This is a genomic window from Stella humosa (assembly GCF_006738645.1).
Taxonomy (GTDB): Bacteria; Pseudomonadota; Alphaproteobacteria; order ATCC43930; family Allostellaceae; genus Allostella; species Allostella humosa.
Genome location: NZ_AP019700.1, coordinates 5,740,895 through 5,761,076, shown reverse-complemented (window position 1 = coordinate 5,761,076; position 20,182 = coordinate 5,740,895). Strand labels below are relative to the sequence as shown.

General features: G+C 70.5%; 23 protein-coding genes and 2 riboswitches. Of the genes, 10 read left to right on the top strand and 13 right to left on the bottom strand.

Annotated elements, in window-relative coordinates; translation table 11 throughout:
• Positions 1-69 precede the first annotated feature (69 nt).
• From STVA_RS27120 to STVA_RS27095, 6 genes are read left to right on the top strand one after another with little or no spacing between them, the layout of a single operon-like run.
• The gene (locus tag STVA_RS27120) at positions 70-453 is read left to right on the top strand and encodes a Zn-ribbon domain-containing OB-fold protein (RefSeq protein ID WP_123690200.1); all 384 of its coding nucleotides are present in this window, start codon (positions 70-72) and stop codon (positions 451-453) included.
• Positions 454-458: 5 nt separating this feature from the next.
• Positions 459-1,616 (top strand): thiolase, encoded by a 1,158-nt coding sequence (locus tag STVA_RS27115; RefSeq protein ID WP_123690202.1) that lies wholly within the window; start codon positions 459-461, stop codon positions 1,614-1,616.
• Entirely contained in the window at positions 1,613-2,527 is a 915-nt protein-coding gene (locus STVA_RS27110) for an SDR family oxidoreductase (RefSeq protein ID WP_123690203.1), read from the top strand. The genes STVA_RS27115 and STVA_RS27110 overlap by 4 nt, the downstream gene beginning before the upstream one ends.
• A gap of 12 nt (positions 2,528-2,539) precedes the next feature.
• Positions 2,540-3,397, top strand: a complete 858-nt coding sequence (locus tag STVA_RS27105) for a MaoC/PaaZ C-terminal domain-containing protein (protein WP_123690205.1) — start codon at positions 2,540-2,542, stop codon at positions 3,395-3,397.
• 11 nt (positions 3,398-3,408) lie between these two features.
• On the top strand, positions 3,409-4,305 hold the full coding sequence (locus tag STVA_RS27100; protein ID WP_123690207.1) for an NHL repeat-containing protein: 897 nt from the start codon (positions 3,409-3,411) through the stop codon (positions 4,303-4,305).
• A 12-nt stretch (positions 4,306-4,317) separates the two neighbouring features.
• Positions 4,318-4,608, top strand: coding sequence for a YciI family protein (locus tag STVA_RS27095; RefSeq protein ID WP_123690209.1), 291 nt, complete (start codon positions 4,318-4,320; stop codon positions 4,606-4,608).
• Between the two features lie 6 nt (positions 4,609-4,614).
• On the opposite strand, the gene STVA_RS27090 is transcribed toward STVA_RS27095, so the two are convergent.
• From STVA_RS27090 to STVA_RS27070, 5 genes are all read right to left on the bottom strand, one after another.
• Entirely contained in the window at positions 4,615-5,589 is a 975-nt protein-coding gene (locus STVA_RS27090) for a hypothetical protein (RefSeq protein WP_123690211.1), read from the bottom strand.
• 30 nt (positions 5,590-5,619) lie between these two features.
• Positions 5,620-5,859 (bottom strand): ribbon-helix-helix domain-containing protein, encoded by a 240-nt coding sequence (locus tag STVA_RS27085; protein ID WP_245978331.1) that lies wholly within the window; start codon positions 5,857-5,859, stop codon positions 5,620-5,622.
• A 59-nt stretch (positions 5,860-5,918) separates the two neighbouring features.
• Positions 5,919-7,538, bottom strand: coding sequence for a fumarate hydratase (locus tag STVA_RS27080; RefSeq protein WP_123690213.1), 1,620 nt, complete (start codon positions 7,536-7,538; stop codon positions 5,919-5,921).
• A 97-nt stretch (positions 7,539-7,635) separates the two neighbouring features.
• Positions 7,636-8,715, bottom strand: coding sequence for a site-specific DNA-methyltransferase (locus STVA_RS27075; RefSeq protein ID WP_123691287.1), 1,080 nt, complete (start codon positions 8,713-8,715; stop codon positions 7,636-7,638).
• 58 nt (positions 8,716-8,773) lie between these two features.
• Positions 8,774-9,397, bottom strand: coding sequence for a ribonuclease HII (locus tag STVA_RS27070; RefSeq protein WP_123690215.1), 624 nt, complete (start codon positions 9,395-9,397; stop codon positions 8,774-8,776).
• A 75-nt stretch (positions 9,398-9,472) separates the two neighbouring features.
• On the opposite strand from STVA_RS27070, the gene STVA_RS27065 reads away from it, so the two are divergent.
• A complete protein-coding gene (locus STVA_RS27065; RefSeq protein WP_123690217.1) occupies positions 9,473-11,302 on the top strand; it encodes a potassium/proton antiporter in 1,830 nt (609 codons plus the stop codon).
• Here the strand turns inward: STVA_RS27065 and STVA_RS27060 are convergent.
• From STVA_RS27060 to STVA_RS27025, 8 genes are all read right to left on the bottom strand, one after another.
• Positions 11,287-11,952: a hypothetical protein gene (locus tag STVA_RS27060; protein ID WP_123690219.1), complete on the bottom strand. Its 666-nt coding sequence runs from the start codon at positions 11,950-11,952 to the stop codon at positions 11,287-11,289. The two genes, STVA_RS27065 and STVA_RS27060, sit on opposite strands and share 16 nt — an antisense overlap.
• A gap of 69 nt (positions 11,953-12,021) precedes the next feature.
• Positions 12,022-12,471, bottom strand: coding sequence for a hypothetical protein (locus STVA_RS27055; RefSeq protein ID WP_123690221.1), 450 nt, complete (start codon positions 12,469-12,471; stop codon positions 12,022-12,024).
• Positions 12,468-14,033 (bottom strand): aminomethyl-transferring glycine dehydrogenase subunit GcvPB, encoded by a 1,566-nt coding sequence (gene gcvPB / locus STVA_RS27050; RefSeq protein ID WP_123690223.1) that lies wholly within the window; start codon positions 14,031-14,033, stop codon positions 12,468-12,470. The genes STVA_RS27055 and gcvPB overlap by 4 nt, the downstream gene beginning before the upstream one ends.
• The gene (gene gcvPA, locus STVA_RS27045) at positions 14,030-15,367 is read right to left on the bottom strand and encodes an aminomethyl-transferring glycine dehydrogenase subunit GcvPA (RefSeq protein ID WP_123690225.1); all 1,338 of its coding nucleotides are present in this window, start codon (positions 15,365-15,367) and stop codon (positions 14,030-14,032) included. Before gcvPA ends, gcvPB begins: the two co-directional genes overlap by 4 nt.
• Position 15,368: 1 nt before the next feature.
• Entirely contained in the window at positions 15,369-15,746 is a 378-nt protein-coding gene (gene gcvH, locus STVA_RS27040) for a glycine cleavage system protein GcvH (protein WP_123690227.1), read from the bottom strand.
• Between the two features lie 8 nt (positions 15,747-15,754).
• Positions 15,755-16,861, bottom strand: coding sequence for a glycine cleavage system aminomethyltransferase GcvT (gene gcvT / locus STVA_RS27035; RefSeq protein ID WP_123690229.1), 1,107 nt, complete (start codon positions 16,859-16,861; stop codon positions 15,755-15,757).
• Positions 16,862-16,912: 51 nt separating this feature from the next.
• Positions 16,913-17,004, bottom strand: a riboswitch (glycine riboswitch).
• Positions 17,005-17,122: riboswitch (glycine riboswitch) on the bottom strand.
• Between the two features lie 77 nt (positions 17,123-17,199).
• Positions 17,200-17,748, bottom strand: coding sequence for a hypothetical protein (locus STVA_RS27030; RefSeq protein ID WP_123690231.1), 549 nt, complete (start codon positions 17,746-17,748; stop codon positions 17,200-17,202).
• A complete protein-coding gene (locus tag STVA_RS27025; RefSeq protein ID WP_123690233.1) occupies positions 17,748-17,987 on the bottom strand; it encodes a CDGSH iron-sulfur domain-containing protein in 240 nt (79 codons plus the stop codon). The genes STVA_RS27030 and STVA_RS27025 overlap by 1 nt, the downstream gene beginning before the upstream one ends.
• Positions 17,988-18,197: 210 nt before the next feature.
• Here STVA_RS27025 and STVA_RS27020 point away from each other — a divergent pair, with 210 nt between their 5' ends.
• From STVA_RS27020 to STVA_RS27010, 3 genes are read left to right on the top strand one after another with little or no spacing between them, the layout of a single operon-like run.
• Positions 18,198-19,160 (top strand): homoserine kinase, encoded by a 963-nt coding sequence (locus tag STVA_RS27020; RefSeq protein WP_123690234.1) that lies wholly within the window; start codon positions 18,198-18,200, stop codon positions 19,158-19,160.
• A complete protein-coding gene (rnhA, locus tag STVA_RS27015) occupies positions 19,147-19,620 on the top strand; it encodes a ribonuclease HI (protein ID WP_123690236.1) in 474 nt (157 codons plus the stop codon). The genes STVA_RS27020 and rnhA overlap by 14 nt, the downstream gene beginning before the upstream one ends.
• 10 nt (positions 19,621-19,630) lie before the next feature.
• Entirely contained in the window at positions 19,631-20,179 is a 549-nt protein-coding gene (locus tag STVA_RS27010) for an NUDIX hydrolase (protein WP_123690238.1), read from the top strand.
• Positions 20,180-20,182: the final 3 nt, after the last annotated feature.

Genomic DNA, 20,182 nt, shown 5'->3' with positions numbered 1-20,182 from the left:
TGCCTTGAACCTACCGGGTAGTATCATGCCCTTCCCCACCCTCGACATGCAATGCGCCGGAGAGAGCGAATGACCTTGGAAGACCGCGGGCCGGGCCCCGACGCCATCTATCGCGAGGAGCTGCTGGCCGGGCGCTTCACCGTTCAGACCTGCGGCGATTGCGGCCAGTCCAGCTTTCCGCCGCGCGTCTTCTGCAAGCATTGCGGATCGGCGGCGCTGACCCGTGTCGAGGCGTCGGGCGACGGCGTGGTCTATTCCACCAGTGCGGTCCGCAACCGGCCGGACAAGGGCGGCGACCACAACATCGCGCTGGTCGACCTGGCCGAGGGCGTGCGCCTGCTGACGCGCGTCGACGGCGCGGGGCCGACCGAGGTGCCGATCGGCGCCCGGGTGAAGGCCCGTATCGTCGGCGGCGACGTGCCGCATGTGGTATTCGACCTGGTGAAGGAGTAACGGCCATGACGCACCACGAACTGCGCGGCGCCAGCGCCGTCGTCGGCGTCGGCCTGGCCGGTTGCGGCGAGGCCCCCGGCCGCACCGCCATGGAACTGATCGGCTCTGCCGCCTGGAACGCCGTCACCGACGCCGGGCTGAAGATGACGGACATCGACGGCGTCTTCGGCGTCTCGGCCGTCCACGGCATGCCGTCCGTCACCATCTCGGAATATCTCGGCATCAAGCCCAGCTATTCCGACGGCAGCATGATCGGCGGCTCGTCCAACGTCGCCCACATCCTGCAGGCGACCATGGCCATCCGCGCCGGCCTGTGCTCGACCGCACTCGTCATCTACGGCTCCAACCAGAAGAGCGCGTCGGGCAAGCTCGTCTCCTCGGCAGCCGAGTTCAACCCCTACGAGCAGCCCTACAAGCCGCGCTTCCCGATCACCGCCTACGCGCTGGCGGCCGCCCGCCACATGCACCAGTTCGGCACCACCCGCCAGCAGCTGGCGGAGGTGGCGGTGGCCGCGCGCGGCTGGGCCAATCTCAACCCCGAAGCCTACATGCACGGGCCGCTGTCGATCGACGACGTGCTGAACGCGCGCATGGTGTGCGACCCGTTCGGCCTCTTCGACTGCTGCCTGGTGACCGACGGCGCCGGCGCGCTCGTCGTGGTCGGCCGCGACCGGGCGAAGGACTTCCCCAAGAAGCCCGTCTATTTCCTGGGCGGCGGCATGGCCCACTGGCACCGTTCGATCATGCAGATGCCGGACATCACGGTGACGGCGGCATCGGAATCCGGCCCGCGCGCCTTCGAGATGGCCGGCATGGAGCCCGCCGACATCGACGTGCTGGAGCTCTACGACGCCTTCACTATCAACACGATCCTCTTCCTGGAGGACCTCGGCTTCTGCCCCAAGGGCGAAGGCGGGCGCTTCGTCGAGGGCGGGCGCATCGCGCCGGGCGGCAGCCTGCCGGTCAACACCAATGGCGGCGGTCTGTCCTGCGTCCACCCCGGCATGTACGGCACCTTCATCCTGGTCGAGGCGATCCGCCAGCTCCGCGGCGAGGCCGGCGACCGCCAGGCCAAGGGGGCCGAGACCGCGATCGTGCACGGCAATGGCGGCGTGCTGTCGAGCCAGGTGACCAGCATCTTCGGCACCGAGGCGACGCTATGACCCGGATGGTCGACGGCAAGGTGGCGCTGGTCACCGGCGCCGGCGGCGGCATCGGTCGCGAGATCGCGATCATGCTGGCCGCCCACGGCGCCCGCGTCGTGGTGAACGACGTCGGCGCGTCGGTCAGCGGCGAGGGCGCCGACCAGGGTCCCGGGGCCGAGACGGTGGAAGCGATCCGGACGGCCGGCGGCCAGGCGGTGCTGAACACCGACAGCGTCACCGAGCGGCGCGGCGCCGAGACGATGGTGCAGACCGCACTCGACGCCTTCGGGCGCATCGACATCGTCGTCAACAATGCCGGCATCCTGCGCGACCGCATCTTCCACCGCATGACCGAGGACGAATGGGATTCGGTCATCGCCGTGCATCTGAAGGGCAGCTTCAACGTCAGCCGGGCGGCCGCCAACCACTTCAAGGAGCAGGGGTCGGGCGCCTATGTCCACATGACCTCCACCTCCGGGCTGATCGGCAATTTCGGCCAGGCCAACTATGCCGCGGCCAAGATGGGCATTGCCGGCCTGTCGCGCTCGATCGCGCTCGACATGGCGCGGTCGGGCGTGCGCTCGAACTGCATCTCGCCCTTTGCCTGGAGCCGGATGATCGGCGCCATCCCGACCGACACGCCCGAGCAGGCGGCCCGGGTCGAGAAGCTGAAGCAGATGACGCCCGACAAGATCGCGGCCGTTGCCGTCTACCTGGCATCGGACGCGGCCAAGGACGTGACCGGCCAGATCTTCGCCGTGCGCAACAACGAGGTCTTCCTGATGAGCCAGCCGCGGCCGATCCGCGGCCTGCACCGCGATGGCGGCTGGACGCCCGAGACGCTGGCCGAGCAGGTGGGCCCCGCCTTCCGCTCGATGCTGGTGCCGCTGGAGCGCACGGCCGACGTCTTCTCCTGGGACCCGGTCTGAGGGAGGCCCCCGATGGCGATCGACTATGACCGGCTGATGGCCCGCCCCTTCCCGGAGCGGCGCCACAGCTATACCCGCCAGGATTCGATCCTCTACGCCCTGGGCCTGGGGCTGGGTGCGGACCCGGTCGACCCCGCGCAGTTACAGTTCGTCTACGAGGACGGGCTGAAGGCGTTCCCGACCATGGCGGTCGTGCTGGGCTATCCCGGCTTCTGGATGCGCGAGGCCGACACCGGCATCGACTGGGTGCGCGTCGTCCATGGCGAGCAGCGGCTGACCCTGCATGCCCCCGTGCCGCCCGAGGGGACGGTGATCGGCCGCACCCGCATCTCGCACCTGATCGACAAGGGCCCGGGCCACGGCGCCCTGGTGATCCAGGAGCGCACGGTGACCGATGCCGCCACCGGCACGCTGATCGCCACCATCGACCACACCACCTTCTGCCGCGCCGACGGCGGCTTCGGCGGCCCCAAGGTCGAGGCACCGGTGCCCCATCGCCTGCCCGAGACCGCGCCCGACTGCCATTGCGACATCGCCACCCTGCCGCAGGCCGCACTCATCTATCGCCTGGCGGGCGACGACAACCCGCTGCATGCCGACCCGGCCGTGGCCCGCGCGGCCGGCTATCCACAGCCGATCCTGCACGGGCTGGCGACCTATGGCGTGGCCGCGCAGGCGGTGCTGAAGACCTTTTGCGGCATGGACCCGGCCCGGCTGCGCGCCTTCGACCTGCGCTTCTCGGCCCCGGTCTTCCCGGGCGAGACGGTGCGGACGGAAATGTGGCGGGCGGGCGACACGGTGTCGTTCCGCGCCCGCGTGCTGGAACGCGATTCGGTCGTGCTCAACAACGGCCGGGCAATCATCGCCTGACGGGGAACACCATGATCCGCCGATCCGCGCTGCTGGCCGCGGGCCTGTTGCTGGCCCTGCCCGTGCTGCCTGCCCTGGCCCAGACGATCGGCGGCACCCCACCCACCTATACCGACCGGCAGCCCGGGCCGGTGCCCAACGAGGCGGCGATCGATCGCCGCTTCTGGGCGCCCGGGCTGGACGACGGCTATGTGCCCCAGGGCATCACCGTCGCCGACGGCGTCCTGCTGGTCAGCGCCTATCGCAGCATCGACCCCAAGGTGGGCGGCGGGCCGTCGCGCATCTGGGCGATCGACCCAAAGACCGGCGCCACGCTGGGGCAGTTCGACCTGCCGCCGGCCTTCGCCCATGCCGGCGGCATCGCGGCCGGCAGCGACGGCCAGCTCTATGTCGCCGACACCCGCCTGCTGGGCCGGTTCGACCTGAAGCGGGCGCTGGCCGCGGGCGGCGTGGCGGAGCCCCTGCGGACCTGGCCGCTGGCGGCCCCCTTGCGGGGCTCCTTCATGTCGCGCCATGGCGGGGCGGTCTGGATCGGCGGCTGGAATCCCGATGGCGAGGGCCGCATGTTCGCCGTCCCGGAGGCCGATCTGGAGGATGCCGCGGCACTGGACGAACCTATGGCCGCGCGCAGCTTCCCCATCCCGTCGCGGGCACAGGGCGCCGGCTTCGATCCGGCAGGCGCGCTCTGGATCACCCGCTCGTCGAGCCGCATCGGCCAACTGCTGAAGCTCGACCCCGTCGACGGCCGGGTGGTGGCCACCCACGAGACGGCGATCGGCATCGAGGATATCAGCTTCGATGCCGACGGCGGGCTGTGGTCGGTGTCGGAGGCGGGCTCGCGCCGCTGGCTCGCCTGGGCGACCTTCTATCCGCTGCTGTTCCGCATGGCGCCCGACCGGCTGCGCTGAGGGGAAGCCCGCATGGACGAGTTCATCCTGCTCATGCATGGCGAGGTCGGCGCTCCCGACGCCGCATGGGGGCCATACTTGGCGCGTCTGCGCGAAAGCGGCGCATTCGCCGGCGGCAGCGCCATCGGCGACGGCATCTGCGTCAGCAAGGAAGGAACGGCGGCGCCGGTCACCGCCCACCTGATCGGCTATATCCGCGTGAATGCCGCGGGTATCGAAGACGTGCGCGCGCTCCTGGTCGGCAACCCGCACTTCGAGGCGGGCGGCACGGTCGAGATCCGCCGGTTGCCGCGCACGGGCTGACGCCGGTCACCCTGCCGGGGGATTGTCGATCGCCCGGCCGTTCATCAGTTGGTCCAGTAGCTGCGACAGCCGGCGCGAGACGATCGCCATGCTGAGGGTGTCGTGCTCGCCATAGCCCGGGATCGGCACGAGGCGGCAATTGGGCAGGTCGCCCAGGTTCTGGGCCGCGGCCGTGTCGCCGGCATTGTCGGCGCCATAGACGATGGTCGTATGGGGGATCCGCCGGGCCGCCAGGAAGAGCGGCCGCAGGTCCTCCACCAGGTCCGGCCGCTCGTCGTGGACGCGCTGGATCATCGGCGTCTCGGCCAGGATCTCGGGCGGCACGATCAGGTTGGTGGGCGGCGAGAAGGCCAGCACGCCGTCGGCCTCCAGCGCCAGCCCGTGGCGGAGCGCGGCATAGCCGTTGCCGGAGAAGCCGAAGCAGAAGCGCTGCCGGGCGCCCAGGCGGTCGGCGATCGCCCGCAGGCTGCGCGCGGTCGTCGCAACGTCCGGGCCCAACCCGGGCAGGCCGGCCAGGCCGAACAGGGTCGAGGGGTCGCTGACATAGACCGCGTGGCAGTCTCGCCGGCGCAGGTAGCTCTGCAGCACGACATGGGCGAACGGCGCCTCCTCGCCACCGGCGAAGACGATGGCGACCTTCTCCGCGCCCGGGCGGGCAACGATCTGCGGCCCGCCGGCCGTGGACGGCAGCGCGTGGTCCTGCCGGTGGATGTCGGCCAGCATCGCGCTGATGGCGCCCTGCGCCTTGTCCTCCGCCACGAAGCCCAGATGGGTGGCCCGCTGGCTGGCGGCGATCAGCCGGCGGCCGATCCATTTAAGCTGCGGGCGCGACGACATGCTCTCGACCGCCGTCATGGCCTCCTTGACCCGGCCGCTGGCGATCATGTCGCGCACCGCCGCGATCATCGCCTCGTCGGCCGGCGACAGCGGCGAGCGGGCGGCGCCCACGGGCGGCTGGGGCTTTGGCGGAACCTCGGTCATCGTCCGATCTGCATCCTCAGGTCGGCATTGTCAGGTTGTGGGCAGGCCGCCCCGGGCGGCCCGCTGAAGGATGAAGACGCGGATGGCGCCCGACAGGTTCCCGGTGCGCCGGCGGTCGATGTCGGCGATCAGGGCGGCGACCGAACGGCCGTCGGCTGTCGCGATCGCCCGCAAGGCATCCCAGAACGCCGCCTCCAGCGACACGCTGGTGCGATGGCCGGCAATGACCACCGAGTGCTTGCGCAGGCGCGCCTCGGCGGGGTCGATCACGGCCGGCCATCCACCCGATCAGCCTGTTCCGGCCAGCCCGTTCCGGCCATCCGGTCCGGTCAGTAGGACGGGATGTTGGCGAAGAAGTCGTTGCCCTTGTCGTCGACGACGATGAAGGCCGGGAAATCCACCACCTCGATCCGCCACACCGCCTCCATCCCCAGCTCGGGATAGTCGACCACCTCGACCTTCTTGATGCAGTCCTGCGCCAGGCGCGCGCCGGGGCCGCCGATGGAGCCCAGATAGAAGCCGCCATGGGTCTTGCAGGCCTCGGTCACCTGGCGCGACCGGTTGCCCTTGGCCAGCGTCACGAAGCTGCCGCCCTTGGCCATGAAGTCGCCGACGAAGGAATCCATCCGCCCCGCGGTGGTGGGGCCGAAGGCGCCCGACGCATAGCCCTCCGGGGTCTTGGCCGGACCGGCATAGTAGATGATCCGGTCGCGGAAATAGTCCGGCATGGGCTCGCCCTGCTCCAGCCGCTCGCGGATCTTGGCGTGGGCCAGGTCGCGGGCGACGATCATCGGGCCGTTCAGCATCACCCGCGTCTTCACCGGATACTGCGACAGCGTCTGGCGGATCTCGGCCATCGGCCGATTCAGGTCGATCGACACCACCGGGCCGGCCAGGGCCGCCATGTCGACCTCCGGCAGGTACTGTGCCGGGTTCTCCTCGAGCTGCTCCAGGAACACGCCGTCGGCGGTGATCTTGCCCACCGCCTGGCGGTCGGCCGAGCAGGAGACGCCGATGCCGATGGGGCAGGAGGCGCCATGGCGCGGCAGGCGGATCACCCGCACGTCGTGGCAGAAATACTTGCCGCCGAACTGCGCACCGATGCCGTTCATCTGCGTCAGGGCGTGGATCTTCGCTTCCATCTCCAGGTCGCGGAAGGCCTGGCCCTGGCGGTTGCCCTCGGTCGGCAAGGCATCGAGGTACTTCGTGCTGGCCAGCTTCACCGTCTTCAGGTTCATCTCGGCCGAGGTGCCGCCGATGACGATGGCCAGGTGGTAGGGCGGGCAAGCCGCCGTCCCCAGCGTCTTGATCTTCTCGTCCAGGAACTTCAGCAGCAGGTCGGGCTTCAGCACCGAGGGCGTCTGCTGGTGCAGGAAGACCTTGTTGGCCGAGCCGCCGCCCTTGGCCACGAAGAGAAACTTGTAGCTGTCGCCTTCGGTCGCATAGAGGTCGATCTGGGCCGGCAGGTTGTCGCCGGTATTGACCTCCTGGAACATGGAGAGCGGCGCCAGGTTCGAATAGCGCAGGTTGGTGTCGAGATAGGTGCGGCGCACGCCCTCCGACAGGGCGGCCTCGTCGCCGCCGCCGGTCCAGACCTGCTGGCCCTTCTTGCCCATGATGATGGCGGTGCCGGTGTCCTGGCACATGGGCAGGACGCGGCCGGCGGCAATGTTGGCGTTCTTCAGCAGGTCGAAGGCGACGAAGCGGTCGTTCGCCGACGCCTCCGGATCCTCCAGAATCCGCCGAAGCTGGGCCAGATGGCCCGGACGCAGCAGGTGGGCGATGTCGGCAAAGGCGGTCCGGGCCAGCAGCGTCAGCGCCTCGGGCGCCACGGTCAGGATCGGCCGGCCGGCAAAGCTCTCGCGGCCGACGAAATCGCCGGTCAGCTTGCGGTACGGCGTCCCGTCGGAGGAGAGCGGGAACATTTCCTGGAAAAGGCCGTCGGGCATGGCACACCTGCAGGGGGAGGCGGTTTGGAAAAGGTGCCCGCCGAACACCACGGATCGGGGGCGCCCGTCAAGAGCGGCCGATCCGTGGGTGGGCCGCTCACGCCATCTCGGCGCGCACCTTCTGGCGCAGCACGTCGATCGCCACCAGCCGCTTCTGGCGCTCGACATGCCAGAAGGTCCAGCCGTTGCAGGCGGGCGCGCCCTGCACGGAGGCGCCGATCTGGTGGATCGAGCCCTTGGAATCGGCGGTGATGACACTGCCGTCGGCGCGCACCTTGGCGCTCCAGCGGCGCTGCTGGTCGAACAGGATCTCGCCCGGCCGCACCAGGCCGCGCTCCACCAGCGAGCCGAACGGCACGCGCGGCTCGTCGCGGCGGGTGGCGATATGGACGGCCGCCCCCTCGGCCACCGTCACCTGGTCGATGCGCTCGCGGGCGATGGCGGCATAGTCGGGGTCGCGCTCGATGCCGATCCAGCGCCGGCCCAGGCGCTTGGCGACCGCCCCCGTCGTGCCCGTGCCGAAGAACGGGTCGAGCACGACGTCGCCCGGCCGCGAGCCCGCCATCAGCACACGGTGCAGGAGGGCCTCGGGCTTCTGCGTGGGGTGGGCCTTGCGGCCGTCGCGCTTCAGCCGCTCGCCGCCGGTGCAGATCGGCAGCGACCAGTCGCTGCGCATCTGCAACCCGTCGTTCAGCGCCTTCATCGATTCATAGTTGAAGGTGTATCGCGCGTCCTGGCGGCGCGAGGCCCAGATCATGGTCTCGTGCGCGTTGGTGAAGCGCCGGCCGCGGAAGTTCGGCATCGGGTTGGTCTTGCGCCAGATCACGTCGTTGAGGATCCAGAAGCCCAGGTCCTGCAGCTTGGCGCCGACGCGGAAGACGTTGTGGTAGCTGCCGATGACCCAGACCGTGCCATCTTCCTTCAGCACGCGGCGGACGGCGGTCAGCCAGTCCGTGGTGAAGCGGTCATAGGCGGCGAAGTCCTGGAACTTGTCCCATTCGTCGTCGACGCCATCGACGGCCGAGTTGTCCGGGCGACGGAGATCGCCGGAAAGTTGCAGATTGTAGGGCGGATCGGCGAAGACCATGTCCACCGAGCCCGCGGGCAGCCGACCCATCACCTCGACGCAATCGCCGAGGTGAAGCTGATCGACCGCATTGTCTGGAAAGTCCCCCATGGCGCGCACCATGACCGCCACTGTGGACAAGGTCAATTCCGCCGGTTGAAACAACCACTTATCGAGTCAACCGAGTCTCGGGACTCAACATCTGGGAAATCGGCGCGAAGCTGCGGCGGTGATGGCGCGTCACCCCGAATCGGGACAGGCCGGCGCGGTGGGCCTCGGTGCCGTAGCCGACGTTGGTTTCCCAGCCATATCCGGGGTGGCGCAGCGCCAGCCTGGCCATCATTCCGTCGCGCAGCACCTTGGCGACGATGGAGGCGGCCGCGATCGACAGCGACAGCGCATCGCCCTCCACCACCGTCACGACCCGGCAGCCGAGCGGCGGCGCGCGATTGCCGTCGACCAACGCCGCGTCGGGCCGCGCCGGCAGCCGCGCCAGGGCGCGCGCCATGGCGATGAAGGTCGCCTGTAGCACATTGTGACGGTCGACCTCGCCGGCACTGGCGGCGCCGACGCCGACCAGGGCATGGGCAGCGATGGCAGCCGCCAGCGCCGCACGCCGGGCGGCCGGGATCTTCTTGCTGTCGTCGATCGCATCGCGCAGGTCGTGGGGCAGCCGCGCGGGATCGATGATCACCGCCGCGGCCACGACCGGCCCGGCCCAGGGGCCGCGGCCGACCTCGTCGATGCCGCAGACCAGGCCGCCCAGTTCCATCTCCAGCCGATAGTCCGGCATTGCCCCTTGCCCGCACTCTGATTGCCGTCGATTCGCCACAAGCTGATAGCATCAAGAGAGCGGCTTCGGGGACCCATGGAACTTATTCACCAGATCATCTTTGCCGGCGCGCTTATCATCCTGCTGAGCATCCTGGCGGGGCGCCTGTCGTCGCGCTTCGGCGCGCCGATCCTGCTGGTGTTTCTGGCCCTGGGCATGCTGCTGGGCGACGAGGGGCCCGGCCAGGTGCAGTTCTCGGACCCGCGCGCGGCCTACTTCTTCGGCAGCGTGGCGCTGGCGGTCATCCTCTTCGACGGCGGGCTGCGCACCTCGCGCGAGAGCATGCGCCTGGCCTTCGCGCCGGCCGTGTCGCTGGCGACGATCGGCGTCGTGATCACGACCCTGATCACCGCCGTCGCCGTCTCCTATGCCATGGATTTCTCGCCGGTCGAGGCGTTCCTGGTGGCCTCGGTCGTGGCCTCCACCGATGCCGCGGCGGTCTTCATGCTGATGCATCTGCGCGGGCTCGACATCAACCGGCGCGTCGGAGCGACGCTGGAGGTCGAATCCGGCATCAACGACCCGATGGCGATCTTCCTGGTCCTGGGCGCCACCGCGCTGATCGACAACGACCTGACCTCGCCGGACGCCGGCGCGATCCTCAGCTTCGCCTGGGAGATGGGGATCGGCGCGCTGGCCGGCTGGCTGGGCGGGCACGCGCTGGTATGGCTGGTGAACCGCCTGCAACTGGCGGCCGGGCTCTATCCCATCCTGGCCATCGCCGGTGCCGTCTTCATCTTCGGGGCCACGCTGGTCGTCCATGCCAGCGGCTTCCTGGCCGTCTTCCTCGTCGGCTATGTGCTGGGCAACCGGCGGCATCGCGGCAACCAGCTCATCGTGCGCTTCTCGGACGCGCTGGGCTGGCTCAGCCAGATCGCGCTCTTCGTCATGCTGGGGCTGTTCGTCACGCCGTCCACGGTGCTGCCCTACATCTGGCCGGCGCTGGCCATCTCGTTCGCGCTGCTGCTGGTCGGGCGGCCGGTGGCGGTGTGGATCAGCCTCTCCTTCTTCCGATTCCAGACCGCCGAGAAGATGTTCATCGCCTGGGTCGGCCTGCGCGGCGCGGTGCCGATCTATCTCGCCATCATCCCGCTGCTGCACGAGATTCCCCAGGCGCACGCGATCTTCTCGATCGCCTTCGTCGTCGTCATCGTCTCGCTGGTCCTCCAGGGCTGGACGCTGCCGATCGCCGCGCGGGTGACGGGGGTGGAGGTGCCGCCGGAGACGCATTCCGACGACCGCCTCGACCTCGACCCGCTGCATCGCCAGTCGCGCGAGCTGGTCGGCTATCGCGTCGCCGCCGGCAGCCCGGCCGTCGGCATGACGCCGTCCGAGCTGCACCTGCCGGCCGAGGCATCGGTCGTGACCGTGCTGCGCGACGACCGCGTGCTGCGGCCGGAGAGCGGCGAGCCGCTGGCGCCCGAGGATCTGGTGCTGGCGCTGGGCCGGACCGAGACGCTGTACCGGCTCGACCGCATGTTCGCCGCCCGCGTCCGCCCGATCCACAAGGAGGCCGGGCTGGTGCTGGGCGACTTCCCGATCGACCCCGCGGCCACCATCGGCGCCATCGTCGATTTCTACGGCCTGCCGGCGGGCGTGGAGATTCGCGGCCAGACCGCCGAGGCCTATGTCCTGCGCCTGCTGGGCCGCATGCCGGTCACCGGCGACGCGGTGCCGCTGGGCGTGGCCGAGCTGGTCGTGCGCGAGACCGGCAAGGGCCGGATCGAGCGGCTGGGCCTGCGCCTGGACCCGGAGGCCTCGCGCTCGCCCGCCGCCCGTTTCGGCCGGCAGGTGCGTCGCCTGATCAAGGGCACCGGCCGGCGCATCGGCGCGGCCAGGCGGCGGCAGGGTCAGTCCAGGCCGTAGCGCCGGTCGGTGGCGCACGAATAGGTCGTGCGCCGGTTGCCCGCCTGGCGCACCAGGCGCGACTGGCCGCTGGCATGGGAGAATTCGAAGCGCACCGCCTCGCGCGTCTCGGCATCGACCCAGTCGAGCCTGATCGCGGGGCTGCCCAGGCGCTTCTCGCAGCATTCGGCCACGCAGCCGGGGCCGGCACAGCAGCCCCAGGGCTTGCCCGGGTCGGCCACGCAGGCATGCAGGGGCGGCGGCACCGCGACCGCCACCAGGGGCGACTGGTCCAGCACCCGCACGCGGGCGAAGCCGTCCTCCAGCACGATCAGGCGGGCGCGGGCGAAGCGCCGCTCCAGGCCCGCCAACAGGGGCGTCATCTGGGTGCCGCGGACGATGTTGCGGAACTCCGCCCCGCTCATGGTGAAGCCGACGAGGTAGCCGCGCCGGGGGCTGCCCTGCAAGGCGCCGGTGGCGAAGGCCGGGCCGCTGCCGACCCGCGGCCCGCCGCACAGCACGAAGCCGGTGCGCCGGCATTCCGGGCAGGCATCGTCGATCGTGCGCAGGATCGCCTGGCGCCGGTCGGGCGGCAGCATCAGCCCATCGGCCGCCGCCGGCAGCGCCCAGGCCAGGAGCGCCAGCACCAGGGCCAGCACGCGGCCCGGCATCAGAGCACACCGGTCACGGCAGGCCAATCGCGGCAGGCCAATCGCGGCAGGCCGATCACGGCAGGCCGATCACGGCAGGAAAGTGGGCTTCTCGGTCGGCTCGGCAATGATCACGAACTGCCACAGCGAGTGCTGGAAGCCGTAGGGACCACGATTGACGAAGGCCTCGATATGCTTGGCCGCCGTCAGCTTGTCGACATCCGTCCACAGCGTCTGGCCGGGGCGCACGGTGTCGCTTTCCTTCTTGCAGTCGAGCTCCAGCTCGATCGGCGTGCCGAGCGCGACATTGCCGCGGAAGACGCGCGAGATCTTGCCGTTGACGATGCAAAGGCCGGGCGTGGGCGACGGCACCCGGACCTGGTCGATCGCGATCTGGAGGTGATATTCCGACTTCACCCGGGCGTCGCGATAGACGCGCTGGGGGAAGCCCTGGGCCGCCGCGGGCAACGCGCCCGCGACGGCCAGGATGGCAGCCAGGATTGCCGCGACCGAGGCCCGGCCCGGCCGGCCGGGCATCATTCGGCCGCCTGCTGGGTGACCGCGGGCGGGCGCCAGCGGAGCTGCGGCTTGCGCGCGGCCGCGGTCTCGTCCAGGCGGCGGCGGGGGGTGTAGCGCGGCGCCTCGTGGAACCACTCGGCAGCCCCCGGCTGGCGGGTGCGCTCGGCGAGGGCGCGAATGACGGCGATGAACTGGTCCAGGCTGTCCTTGCTTTCCGTTTCGGTCGGCTCCATCAGCAGGGCGCCATGGACGACCAACGGGAAGTACATGGTCATCGGGTGGTAGCCCTCGTCAATCATCGCCTTGGCGAAGTCGAGCGTGGTCACCCCGGTGTCCTTGAGGAAGCGGTCGTCGAAGAGCGCCTCGTGCATGCAGGGCCCCTCGAAGGACGCCGTCAGTACGTCGCCCAGCCCCGCCATCAGGTAATTGGCGTTCAGCACCGCATCTTCGGCCACCTGCCGCAGCCCGTCGCCGCCATGGCTCATCATGTAGGCGAGCGCGCGCACGAACATGCCCATCTGGCCGTGGAAGCCCTTCAGCCGGCCGATCGTGCCGGCCGTGCCCGAAGCGGCATCCGCCTCCTCGACCAGGCGGAACCCGTCCGGGCCATGCACGACCCAGGGCAGCGGGGCGTAGGGCGCCAGCGACTCGGCCAGCACCACCGGGCCGGAGCCCGGGCCGCCGCCGCCATGGGGCGTGGAGAAGGTCTTGTGCAGGTTGATGTGCATGCAGTCGATGCCGAGGTCGGCCGGCCGCACCCGCCCGACGATGGCGTTGAAGTTGGCGCCGTCGCAGTAGAAGAAGGCGCCCGCCTTGTGCACTGCCTCGGCGATCTCGACGATCTCGCTCTCGAACAGGCCACAGGTGTTGGGGTTGGTCAGCATGATGGCGGCGACGCCGCTGTCGAGCTTGGCCTTCAGCGCTTCCAGGTCGACGCGGCCGCGGGCATTGGCCGGGATCGATTCCACGGCATAGCCGCAGGCCGCCGCCGTCGCCGGGTTGGTGCCATGCGCGGATTCCGGCACCAGGATGCGCTGGCGCATGTCGCCGCGCGCCTCAAGCGCCGCACGGATCGTCATGATGCCGCACAGCTCGCCATGGGCGCCGGCGGCCGGCGACAGGGCGACGGCCGGCATGCCGGTCAGCGTCTTCAGCCAGTGGGCGAGCTGGTCCATCAGTTCCAGCGCGCCCTGGATCGTCGCCTGCGGCTGCAACGGGTGCAGGTCGCCAAAGCCCGGCAGGCGCGCCATCCGCTCGTTCAGTCGCGGATTGTGCTTCATCGTGCAGGAGCCCAGCGGGTAGAGGCCGCTGTCGATGGCGAAGTTCTTCTGGCTGAGGCGCGTGTAGTGGCGCACCACCTGCGGCTCGGACAGGCCGGGCAGGCCGATCGCCCCCTTGCGCGCGAGCCCGCCCAGGCGGTCGGCCGCGGCCGGCGGCGCCGGAAGGTCGACGCCCGTGCGCCCCTCGGCGCCCTGCTCGAAGATCAAAGGCTCCTCGATCTGCAGGCCGCGGTTGCCGCTGGTCGTGTCGGTTCCGGCCCCGGCGGCCTGGAACCGGGACAGGGCCTTGCTCCAATCGCTCATCGCAGGCTCTCCTCGAGCGCCGTCACCAGCGCGTCCATGTCGGCATCGGTCACCGTCTCGGTCACGGCCAGGACCAGCAGGTCGTCATGGCCGGACGCGAAGCGCGATACCGGCACGCCGGCGATGATCGGGCGGGCCGCCAGGGCATCGACGATGCCGGCCGCCGGCCGCGGCAGGCGCACGGTGAACTCGTTGAAGAAGGTGTCGTTCAGGACGGTGACGCCGGGGATCGCCGCCAGCCGGTCGGCCAGCTTCGCGGCCTTGGCGTGGTTGATCGCCGCCAACTGCGTCAGCCCCGCCTCGCCCAGGAGCGACAGGTGGATGGTGAAGGCCAGCGTGCACAGGCCGGAGTTCGTGCAGATGTTGCTCGTCGCCTTCTCGCGGCGGATATGCTGCTCGCGCGTCGACAGCGTCAGCACCCAACCGCGGCGGCCCTCGGCGTCGACCGTCTGGCCGACCAGCCGGCCCGGCATCTGCCGCACGAAGCGGTCGCGGGTGGCGAACAGGCCGACATAGGGGCCGCCGAAATTGAGGCCGTTGCCGATCGACTGCCCCTCGGCCGCGACGATGTCGGCCCCCATCTCGCCGGGCGAGGTGAGCGCGCCCAGCGACACGATTTCTGTCACGACGACGACCAGCAGCGCACCCTTGGCGTGGCAGGCCTCGGCCAGCGGCCGCAGGTCGCGCACCCGGCCGAAGAAATCCGGGTTCTGGACCACGACGCAGGACGTCTCGCCATCGACCAGGGCGGCCAGGTCCTCGCTCCCGGCCGGGTCGAGGGGCTGCGAATCGACGCGGAAGCCGACGAAGCGGGCCAGCGTCTCCACCACCTCGCGATAGTGCGGGTGCAGGCTGCCCGACAGGACCGAGCGGCGGCGGCCGGTGACGCGGTTGGCCATCGTCACCGCCTCGGCCGTCGCCGTGGCGCCGTCATAGAGCGAGGCGTTGGCGACATCCATCCCGGTCAGCAGCGCCACCTGGGTCTGGAACTCGAAGAGGTATTGCAGCGTCCCCTGGGTCACCTCCGGCTGGTAGGGGGTATAGGAGGTGAGGAACTCGCCGCGCTGGATCAGATGGTCGACCGCGGCCGGGACGTGGTGGCGATAGGCGCCGCCGCCCAGGAAGAAGGGGACGGAGCCGGCGGCGACGTTCTTGGCCGCCATCGCCGACAGGGCGCGCTCGACCTCCAGCTCGCCCTGGTGCGGCGGCAGGTCGAGCCCGTCCTTGCGGCGCGCGACCTCGGGCACGTCGCGGAAGAGCGCGTCGACCGATGGCGCGCCGATGGCGGCCAGCATGTCGCGCCGATCCGCCTCGGTCAGCGGCAGGTAGCGCATGTCAGTGCTGCCCCTCGGCAAAGGCGGCGTAGCCCGCCTCGTCCATCATCGCGTCCAGCTCGGCCGGCACGGCCAGGCGGACCTTGAAGAACCACGCCTCGCCCTGCGGGTCGGCATTCACCTTGGCCGGCTCGTCGACGATCGCCTGGTTGATCTCGATCACCTCGCCGGTGACCGGCGAATAGACCTCGCTGGCGGCCTTCACCGACTCGACGACGGCGGCATCGCCGCCCTTCGTCACCTTCCGGCCCACGGGCGGCAGTTCCACGAACACCACGTCGCCGAGCTGGTTCTGGGCGAAATCGGTGATGCCGACGGTGCCGACGTCGCCTTCGACCCGGATCCACTCATGCTCTTGGGTGAACTTGATCGTGCTCATGGTGCTCCTCATGGCCGGTAGTAGCGGTGGGGTACGAAAGGCATCGGGGCGACGGCGGCCGGGCGCGGCTGCCCGCGCACGACGGCCTGCAGGGCGGTGCCGTCGGCGGCATGGGCGGCATCGACATAGCCCATGGCGACCGGGCCGCCGAAGCTGGGGCCGAAGCCGCCCGACGTGATGGTGCCGACCGGGTTGCCGGCGGCGTCGGTCAGCGGGGTCCCTTCGCGCGCGGGCTGGCGCCCCTCGGGCAGGATGCCGACGCGGCGGCGCTTCGGGCCGTTGGCCAGTTGCTCGGCCACGACGGCCGCACCCGGATAGCCGCCCTCGGCCCGGCGGCGCTTGCCGATGACCCAGTTGAGGCCAGCCTCGATCGGCGTGATGGTGGCGTCGATGTCGTGGCCGTGCAGGCAGAGGCCGGCTTCCAGGCGCAGCGAATCCCGCGCGCCGAGGCCGATCGGCTTCACCTCGGGCTCGGCCAGCAGGCGCCGGGCGATCCGCTCGGCTTGGTCGGCCGGAATGGCGATCTCGTAGCCGTCCTCGCCGGTGTAGCCCGAACGGGTGACGAAGCAGGGAACGCCGTCGACGGCGATCTCGCGGCCGGCCATGAAGCCGAGACTGCCGGCCTCGGGCGCCAGCCGCAGCAGGACGGCGGCCGCCTGCGGGCCCTGGAGGGCCAGCAGGGCGCGGTCGAACTGCGCCTCGATGGCGACCTTGCCGCCGAGATGCGCCTGGATATGGGCCAGGTCCGCATGCTTGCAGCCGGCATTGACGACGACGAAGAGATGGTCGCCGGCGTTGGTGACCATCAGGTCGTCCAGGATGCCGGCGGCGTCGTTGGTCAAGAGCGTGTAGCGCTGACGGCCGGGGGCCAGGCCCTTGATGTCGCCCGGCACCAGGGTTTCCAGGTGCTGCGCCACATCGGCGCCGGACAGGCGGATCTGGCCCATGTGCGACACGTCGAACAGGCCGGCGCCGGCGCGCGTGTGCAGGTGCTCGGTCAGGATGCCGGTCGGGTACTGGACCGGCATCGCATAGCCCGCGAACTCCACCATGCGTGCGCCAAGGGCGACATGCAGGGCGTGAAGCGGCGTTTCCTTCAGAGCTGATTCGGTCATCGGCCTCGGAACCCGACAGTTGCTGAAAACCGGCGCCATCGGGCACCGGTTGCCGCCCCCTCTGTCCCGAGAACCTGAAAGATTCACCGCAACGCGGCTTACCTCGTCGGTGGGACGGTTGCCCGTCCGCTTTCCAGAGCGTCCTACCCCTCGCGGTCCGTTTGCCTGAGCGTTTCCGGGGCGGTTGCGCCTTCGGCTCCGACGATGGCCGCACCGTTCCAGAGAACGAAGCGGCCCGCCGATCTCTCCCGCGGGGGGTCTATCGGACTGGCCCGGAGGCTAGTCCCTGCGCGGCAAAAGTACAACAGTCTCCCGCGGCCGCGGCCCGCGGGCCGCCGTCAGCGGCGGCGGTTCTGGTTGAGCTGCTCCTCGGTCAGCGGGAAGCCGACGAAGATCTTGTGGCCGGCACCCGTGCCGCCGCCCAGCTGGATGACCTGCTCGATCTCCTCGCTCGCCTGCATGCGGGTGACGTTGCCCTCGAACTTCACCGGCACGGTGAAGGTCTCACGCGCCAGAACCTGGTTGGCGGCGTCGGCCACGGCGACGAAATAGGTGACCTGTGCCTGGCGGGCGCGATCGGCGGGGCCGCGCTCGACCACCAGGTTCACCGTCGTCTGCATCGTCACCTTGCGCCGGCGGTCATACTCGCAGGTCGAATCGACCCGCTCGATCCCGGCGCTGTAGACCACGTCGGACAGGTCGCGGCCGGCGCCGGGGCGGTACTCGGTCACCCGCGACAGGTCGTTGACGACGACCGCCCTGGGGCAGGCCGGCGGCGTCTCGGACTTGCCGAATGGATTGAGGCTGCCGCAGCCCGCCAGCACGAGGCCGGTCGCGGCCAGGGCCAGCAGGGTCGGGGCACGCAGATTGCCAGTAGAATTCGCCATCAAGCCCTCTCGTGGCTGCCGTCGCACAACGGCGCGTTCGCCGTCCGCTTGCAGCCGCAAAACCAGATTTCCCCATCGGCCGCGGCCGTCCACTGCATCGCGGTGATGCCGGTGCCGCCATGGGAGCCGTCGCAGAACGGCTGCTGCCGCGACCGTCCGCAGGCGCACCAGAAATACTTCCGGCCGGCCCGCACCTTCACGTTGTAGGGCGCGAGCTGCGCCGGCACCGGGTCGGTCATCGGTCACTTCCGTCGTCGCGCCGGCCTGCGGCAGCCCGGCCCATCGGTTGCTTTGCGCCCATCGGTTGCTTTGCAAGGCGAACGGCCTTGGTCTAAGTTCCGCCGCCCGGCCCCCGAGGCGGCGAATGTAGTCGAGCGGGCGGAGCCGGTACAAGCACGAGGGTCGCCCGGGGGGTGCCCCTGGCATCCACGAGCCCCAGCGGAGGCGGTTTGGCCGTCTATACCGACGTTCCCGACGACGAGCTGGCAGCCTTCGTCGCCGAATACGACCTGGGGGCCGTGACGGCCTTCAAGGGCATCGCCGAGGGTGTCGAGAATTCCAACTTCCTGCTGCGGACCGAGCGCGGCAGCTACATCCTGACGCTCTACGAGAAGCGGGTGCGCGCGGGCGACCTGCCTTTCTTCCTGGGCCTGATGGAGCATCTGGCGGCGCGCGGCTTCGCCTGCCCGACACCGGTGAAGGGGCGCGACGGCCTGGCCCTGCGCCAGCTCTGCGGCCGCCCGGCGGCCATCGTCACCTTCCTGGAGGGGCTGTGGCCGCGGCGCATCCTGGCCGTGCATTGCGCGGGGGTCGGCGAGGGCATGGCGCGCCTGCACCAAGCGGGCGAGGGTTTCGCCATCCGGCGGCCCAACGACCTGTCGGTCGGCGGCTGGCCGCGGCTGCTGGCGGCATCGGCCGAGCGCGCGCACGAGGTGCGGCCGGGCCTGGCCGAGGAACTGGCGACCGAGCTGGCCTGGCTCGAGCGGCACTGGCCGCAGGACCTGCCGGCCGGCGTCATCCATGCCGACCTGTTCCCCGACAACGTCTTCTTCCGCGACCTGGAGCTGACGGGCGTCATCGACTTCTACTTCGCCTGCAACGACGCCTTCGCCTATGACATCGCGATCTGCCTGAACGCCTGGTGCTTCGAAGCGGACGGCAGCTTCAACGTGACCAAGGCGCGCCTGCTGCTGACCCGCTACGAGGCCGTCCGGCCCCTGTCGGCGGCCGAATATGCCGCACTGCCGGTGCTGGCCCGGGGCAGCGCGCTGCGTTTCCTGCTGACCCGCCTCTATGACTGGCTGAACCAGCCGCCGGGCGCCTTCGTGAAGCCGAAGGACCCGCTGGAGTATCTTTCCAAGCTGCGCTTCCACCAGGGCGTACGCGATGTGGGGGCCTATGGACTTGGGTGAGACGACGAGCGACGGCACAGCCGGCGAGGCCGTGGACCTGTTCACCGACGGTGCCTGCAGCGGCAATCCCGGCCCCGGCGGCTGGGGCGTGGTGCTGCGCTGGCGCGGGACGGAGAAGGAGTTGGCGGGCGGCGAGCCCATCACCACCAACAACCGGATGGAGATGATGGCCGCCATCGCCGGCCTGGAATCCCTGACGCGGCCGATGACCGTGCGCATCCATACCGACAGCACCTACCTGCGCGACGGCATCACCAAGTGGATCCATGGCTGGAAGCGCAACGGGTGGAAGACGGCCGACCGCAAGCCGGTGAAGAACGTCGACCTGTGGCAGCGGCTGGAGGCCGCCGCCGGCCGCCACGCCATCTCGTGGCACTGGGTTCGCGGCCATGCCGGCCACCCCGAGAATGAGCGCGCCGACCGGCTGGCGACCGGCGCCATCGTCCGCGCGCGGGCCTGAGCCGACCGCCATGGCCGGCGCCGACGAGGACCCCTTCCGCGGCTTCGCCCGGCGCGTGCCGGACGGCGATTCGCTGGAGCGGCTGGTCTGCGGCGATTGCGGCTTCGTCCACTACGAGAACCCCAAGCTGGTCGTGGGGTCGGTCGTCACCTGGGGGGACCGGTTCCTGCTGTGCCGGCGGGCGATCAACCCCCGGCGCGACTACTGGACCCTGCCGGCCGGCTACATGGAGCTGAACGAGACCACCGCCGAGGGGGCGATGCGCGAGGCGTGGGAGGAGGCCCAGGCCCGCATCGTCATCGACGGGCTGCTGGCCGTCTACGAGATCCCGCGCATCAGCCAGGTGCAGCTCATCTACCGCGCCCGGCTCGACGCGCCGGTCTTCGCGGCCGGGCCCGAGAGCCTGGAGGTGGCGCTATTCGGGTGGGACGAGATCCCGTGGGACCGGCTGGCCTTCCCATCCGTCCGCTGGGCCCTGCATCACCACCGCGAGGCGGCCGGCGAGGTGGTGCCGATCCCGCGCCGCAACCCCGAGGGCGACGCGGGCGACCATCGGTAGGCC

Excerpts from the sequence above, each read along its gene's own strand:
- STVA_RS27120 (WP_123690200.1), top strand. The coding sequence starts at position 70 with ATGACCTTGGAAGACCGCGGGCCGGGCCCCGACGCCATCTATCGCGAG.
- STVA_RS27115 (WP_123690202.1), top strand. The coding sequence starts at position 459 with ATGACGCACCACGAACTGCGCGGCGCCAGCGCCGTCGTCGGCGTCGGC.
- STVA_RS27110 (WP_123690203.1), top strand. The coding sequence starts at position 1,613 with ATGACCCGGATGGTCGACGGCAAGGTGGCGCTGGTCACCGGCGCCGGC.
- STVA_RS27105 (WP_123690205.1), top strand. The coding sequence starts at position 2,540 with ATGGCGATCGACTATGACCGGCTGATGGCCCGCCCCTTCCCGGAGCGG.
- STVA_RS27100 (WP_123690207.1), top strand. The coding sequence starts at position 3,409 with ATGATCCGCCGATCCGCGCTGCTGGCCGCGGGCCTGTTGCTGGCCCTG.
- STVA_RS27095 (WP_123690209.1), top strand. The coding sequence starts at position 4,318 with ATGGACGAGTTCATCCTGCTCATGCATGGCGAGGTCGGCGCTCCCGAC.
- STVA_RS27090 (WP_123690211.1), bottom strand. The coding sequence starts at position 5,589 with ATGACCGAGGTTCCGCCAAAGCCCCAGCCGCCCGTGGGCGCCGCCCGC.
- STVA_RS27080 (WP_123690213.1), bottom strand. The coding sequence starts at position 7,538 with ATGCCCGACGGCCTTTTCCAGGAAATGTTCCCGCTCTCCTCCGACGGG.
- STVA_RS27075 (WP_123691287.1), bottom strand. The coding sequence starts at position 8,715 with ATGGGGGACTTTCCAGACAATGCGGTCGATCAGCTTCACCTCGGCGAT.
- STVA_RS27070 (WP_123690215.1), bottom strand. The coding sequence starts at position 9,397 with ATGCCGGACTATCGGCTGGAGATGGAACTGGGCGGCCTGGTCTGCGGC.
- STVA_RS27065 (WP_123690217.1), top strand. The coding sequence starts at position 9,473 with ATGGAACTTATTCACCAGATCATCTTTGCCGGCGCGCTTATCATCCTG.
- STVA_RS27060 (WP_123690219.1), bottom strand. The coding sequence starts at position 11,952 with ATGCCGGGCCGCGTGCTGGCCCTGGTGCTGGCGCTCCTGGCCTGGGCG.
- STVA_RS27055 (WP_123690221.1), bottom strand. The coding sequence starts at position 12,471 with ATGATGCCCGGCCGGCCGGGCCGGGCCTCGGTCGCGGCAATCCTGGCT.
- gcvPB (WP_123690223.1), bottom strand. The coding sequence starts at position 14,033 with ATGAGCGATTGGAGCAAGGCCCTGTCCCGGTTCCAGGCCGCCGGGGCC.
- gcvPA (WP_123690225.1), bottom strand. The coding sequence starts at position 15,367 with ATGCGCTACCTGCCGCTGACCGAGGCGGATCGGCGCGACATGCTGGCC.
- gcvH (WP_123690227.1), bottom strand. The coding sequence starts at position 15,746 with ATGAGCACGATCAAGTTCACCCAAGAGCATGAGTGGATCCGGGTCGAA.
- gcvT (WP_123690229.1), bottom strand. The coding sequence starts at position 16,861 with ATGACCGAATCAGCTCTGAAGGAAACGCCGCTTCACGCCCTGCATGTC.
- STVA_RS27030 (WP_123690231.1), bottom strand. The coding sequence starts at position 17,748 with ATGGCGAATTCTACTGGCAATCTGCGTGCCCCGACCCTGCTGGCCCTG.
- STVA_RS27025 (WP_123690233.1), bottom strand. The coding sequence starts at position 17,987 with ATGACCGACCCGGTGCCGGCGCAGCTCGCGCCCTACAACGTGAAGGTG.
- rnhA (WP_123690236.1), top strand. The coding sequence starts at position 19,147 with ATGGACTTGGGTGAGACGACGAGCGACGGCACAGCCGGCGAGGCCGTG.
- STVA_RS27010 (WP_123690238.1), top strand. The coding sequence starts at position 19,631 with ATGGCCGGCGCCGACGAGGACCCCTTCCGCGGCTTCGCCCGGCGCGTG.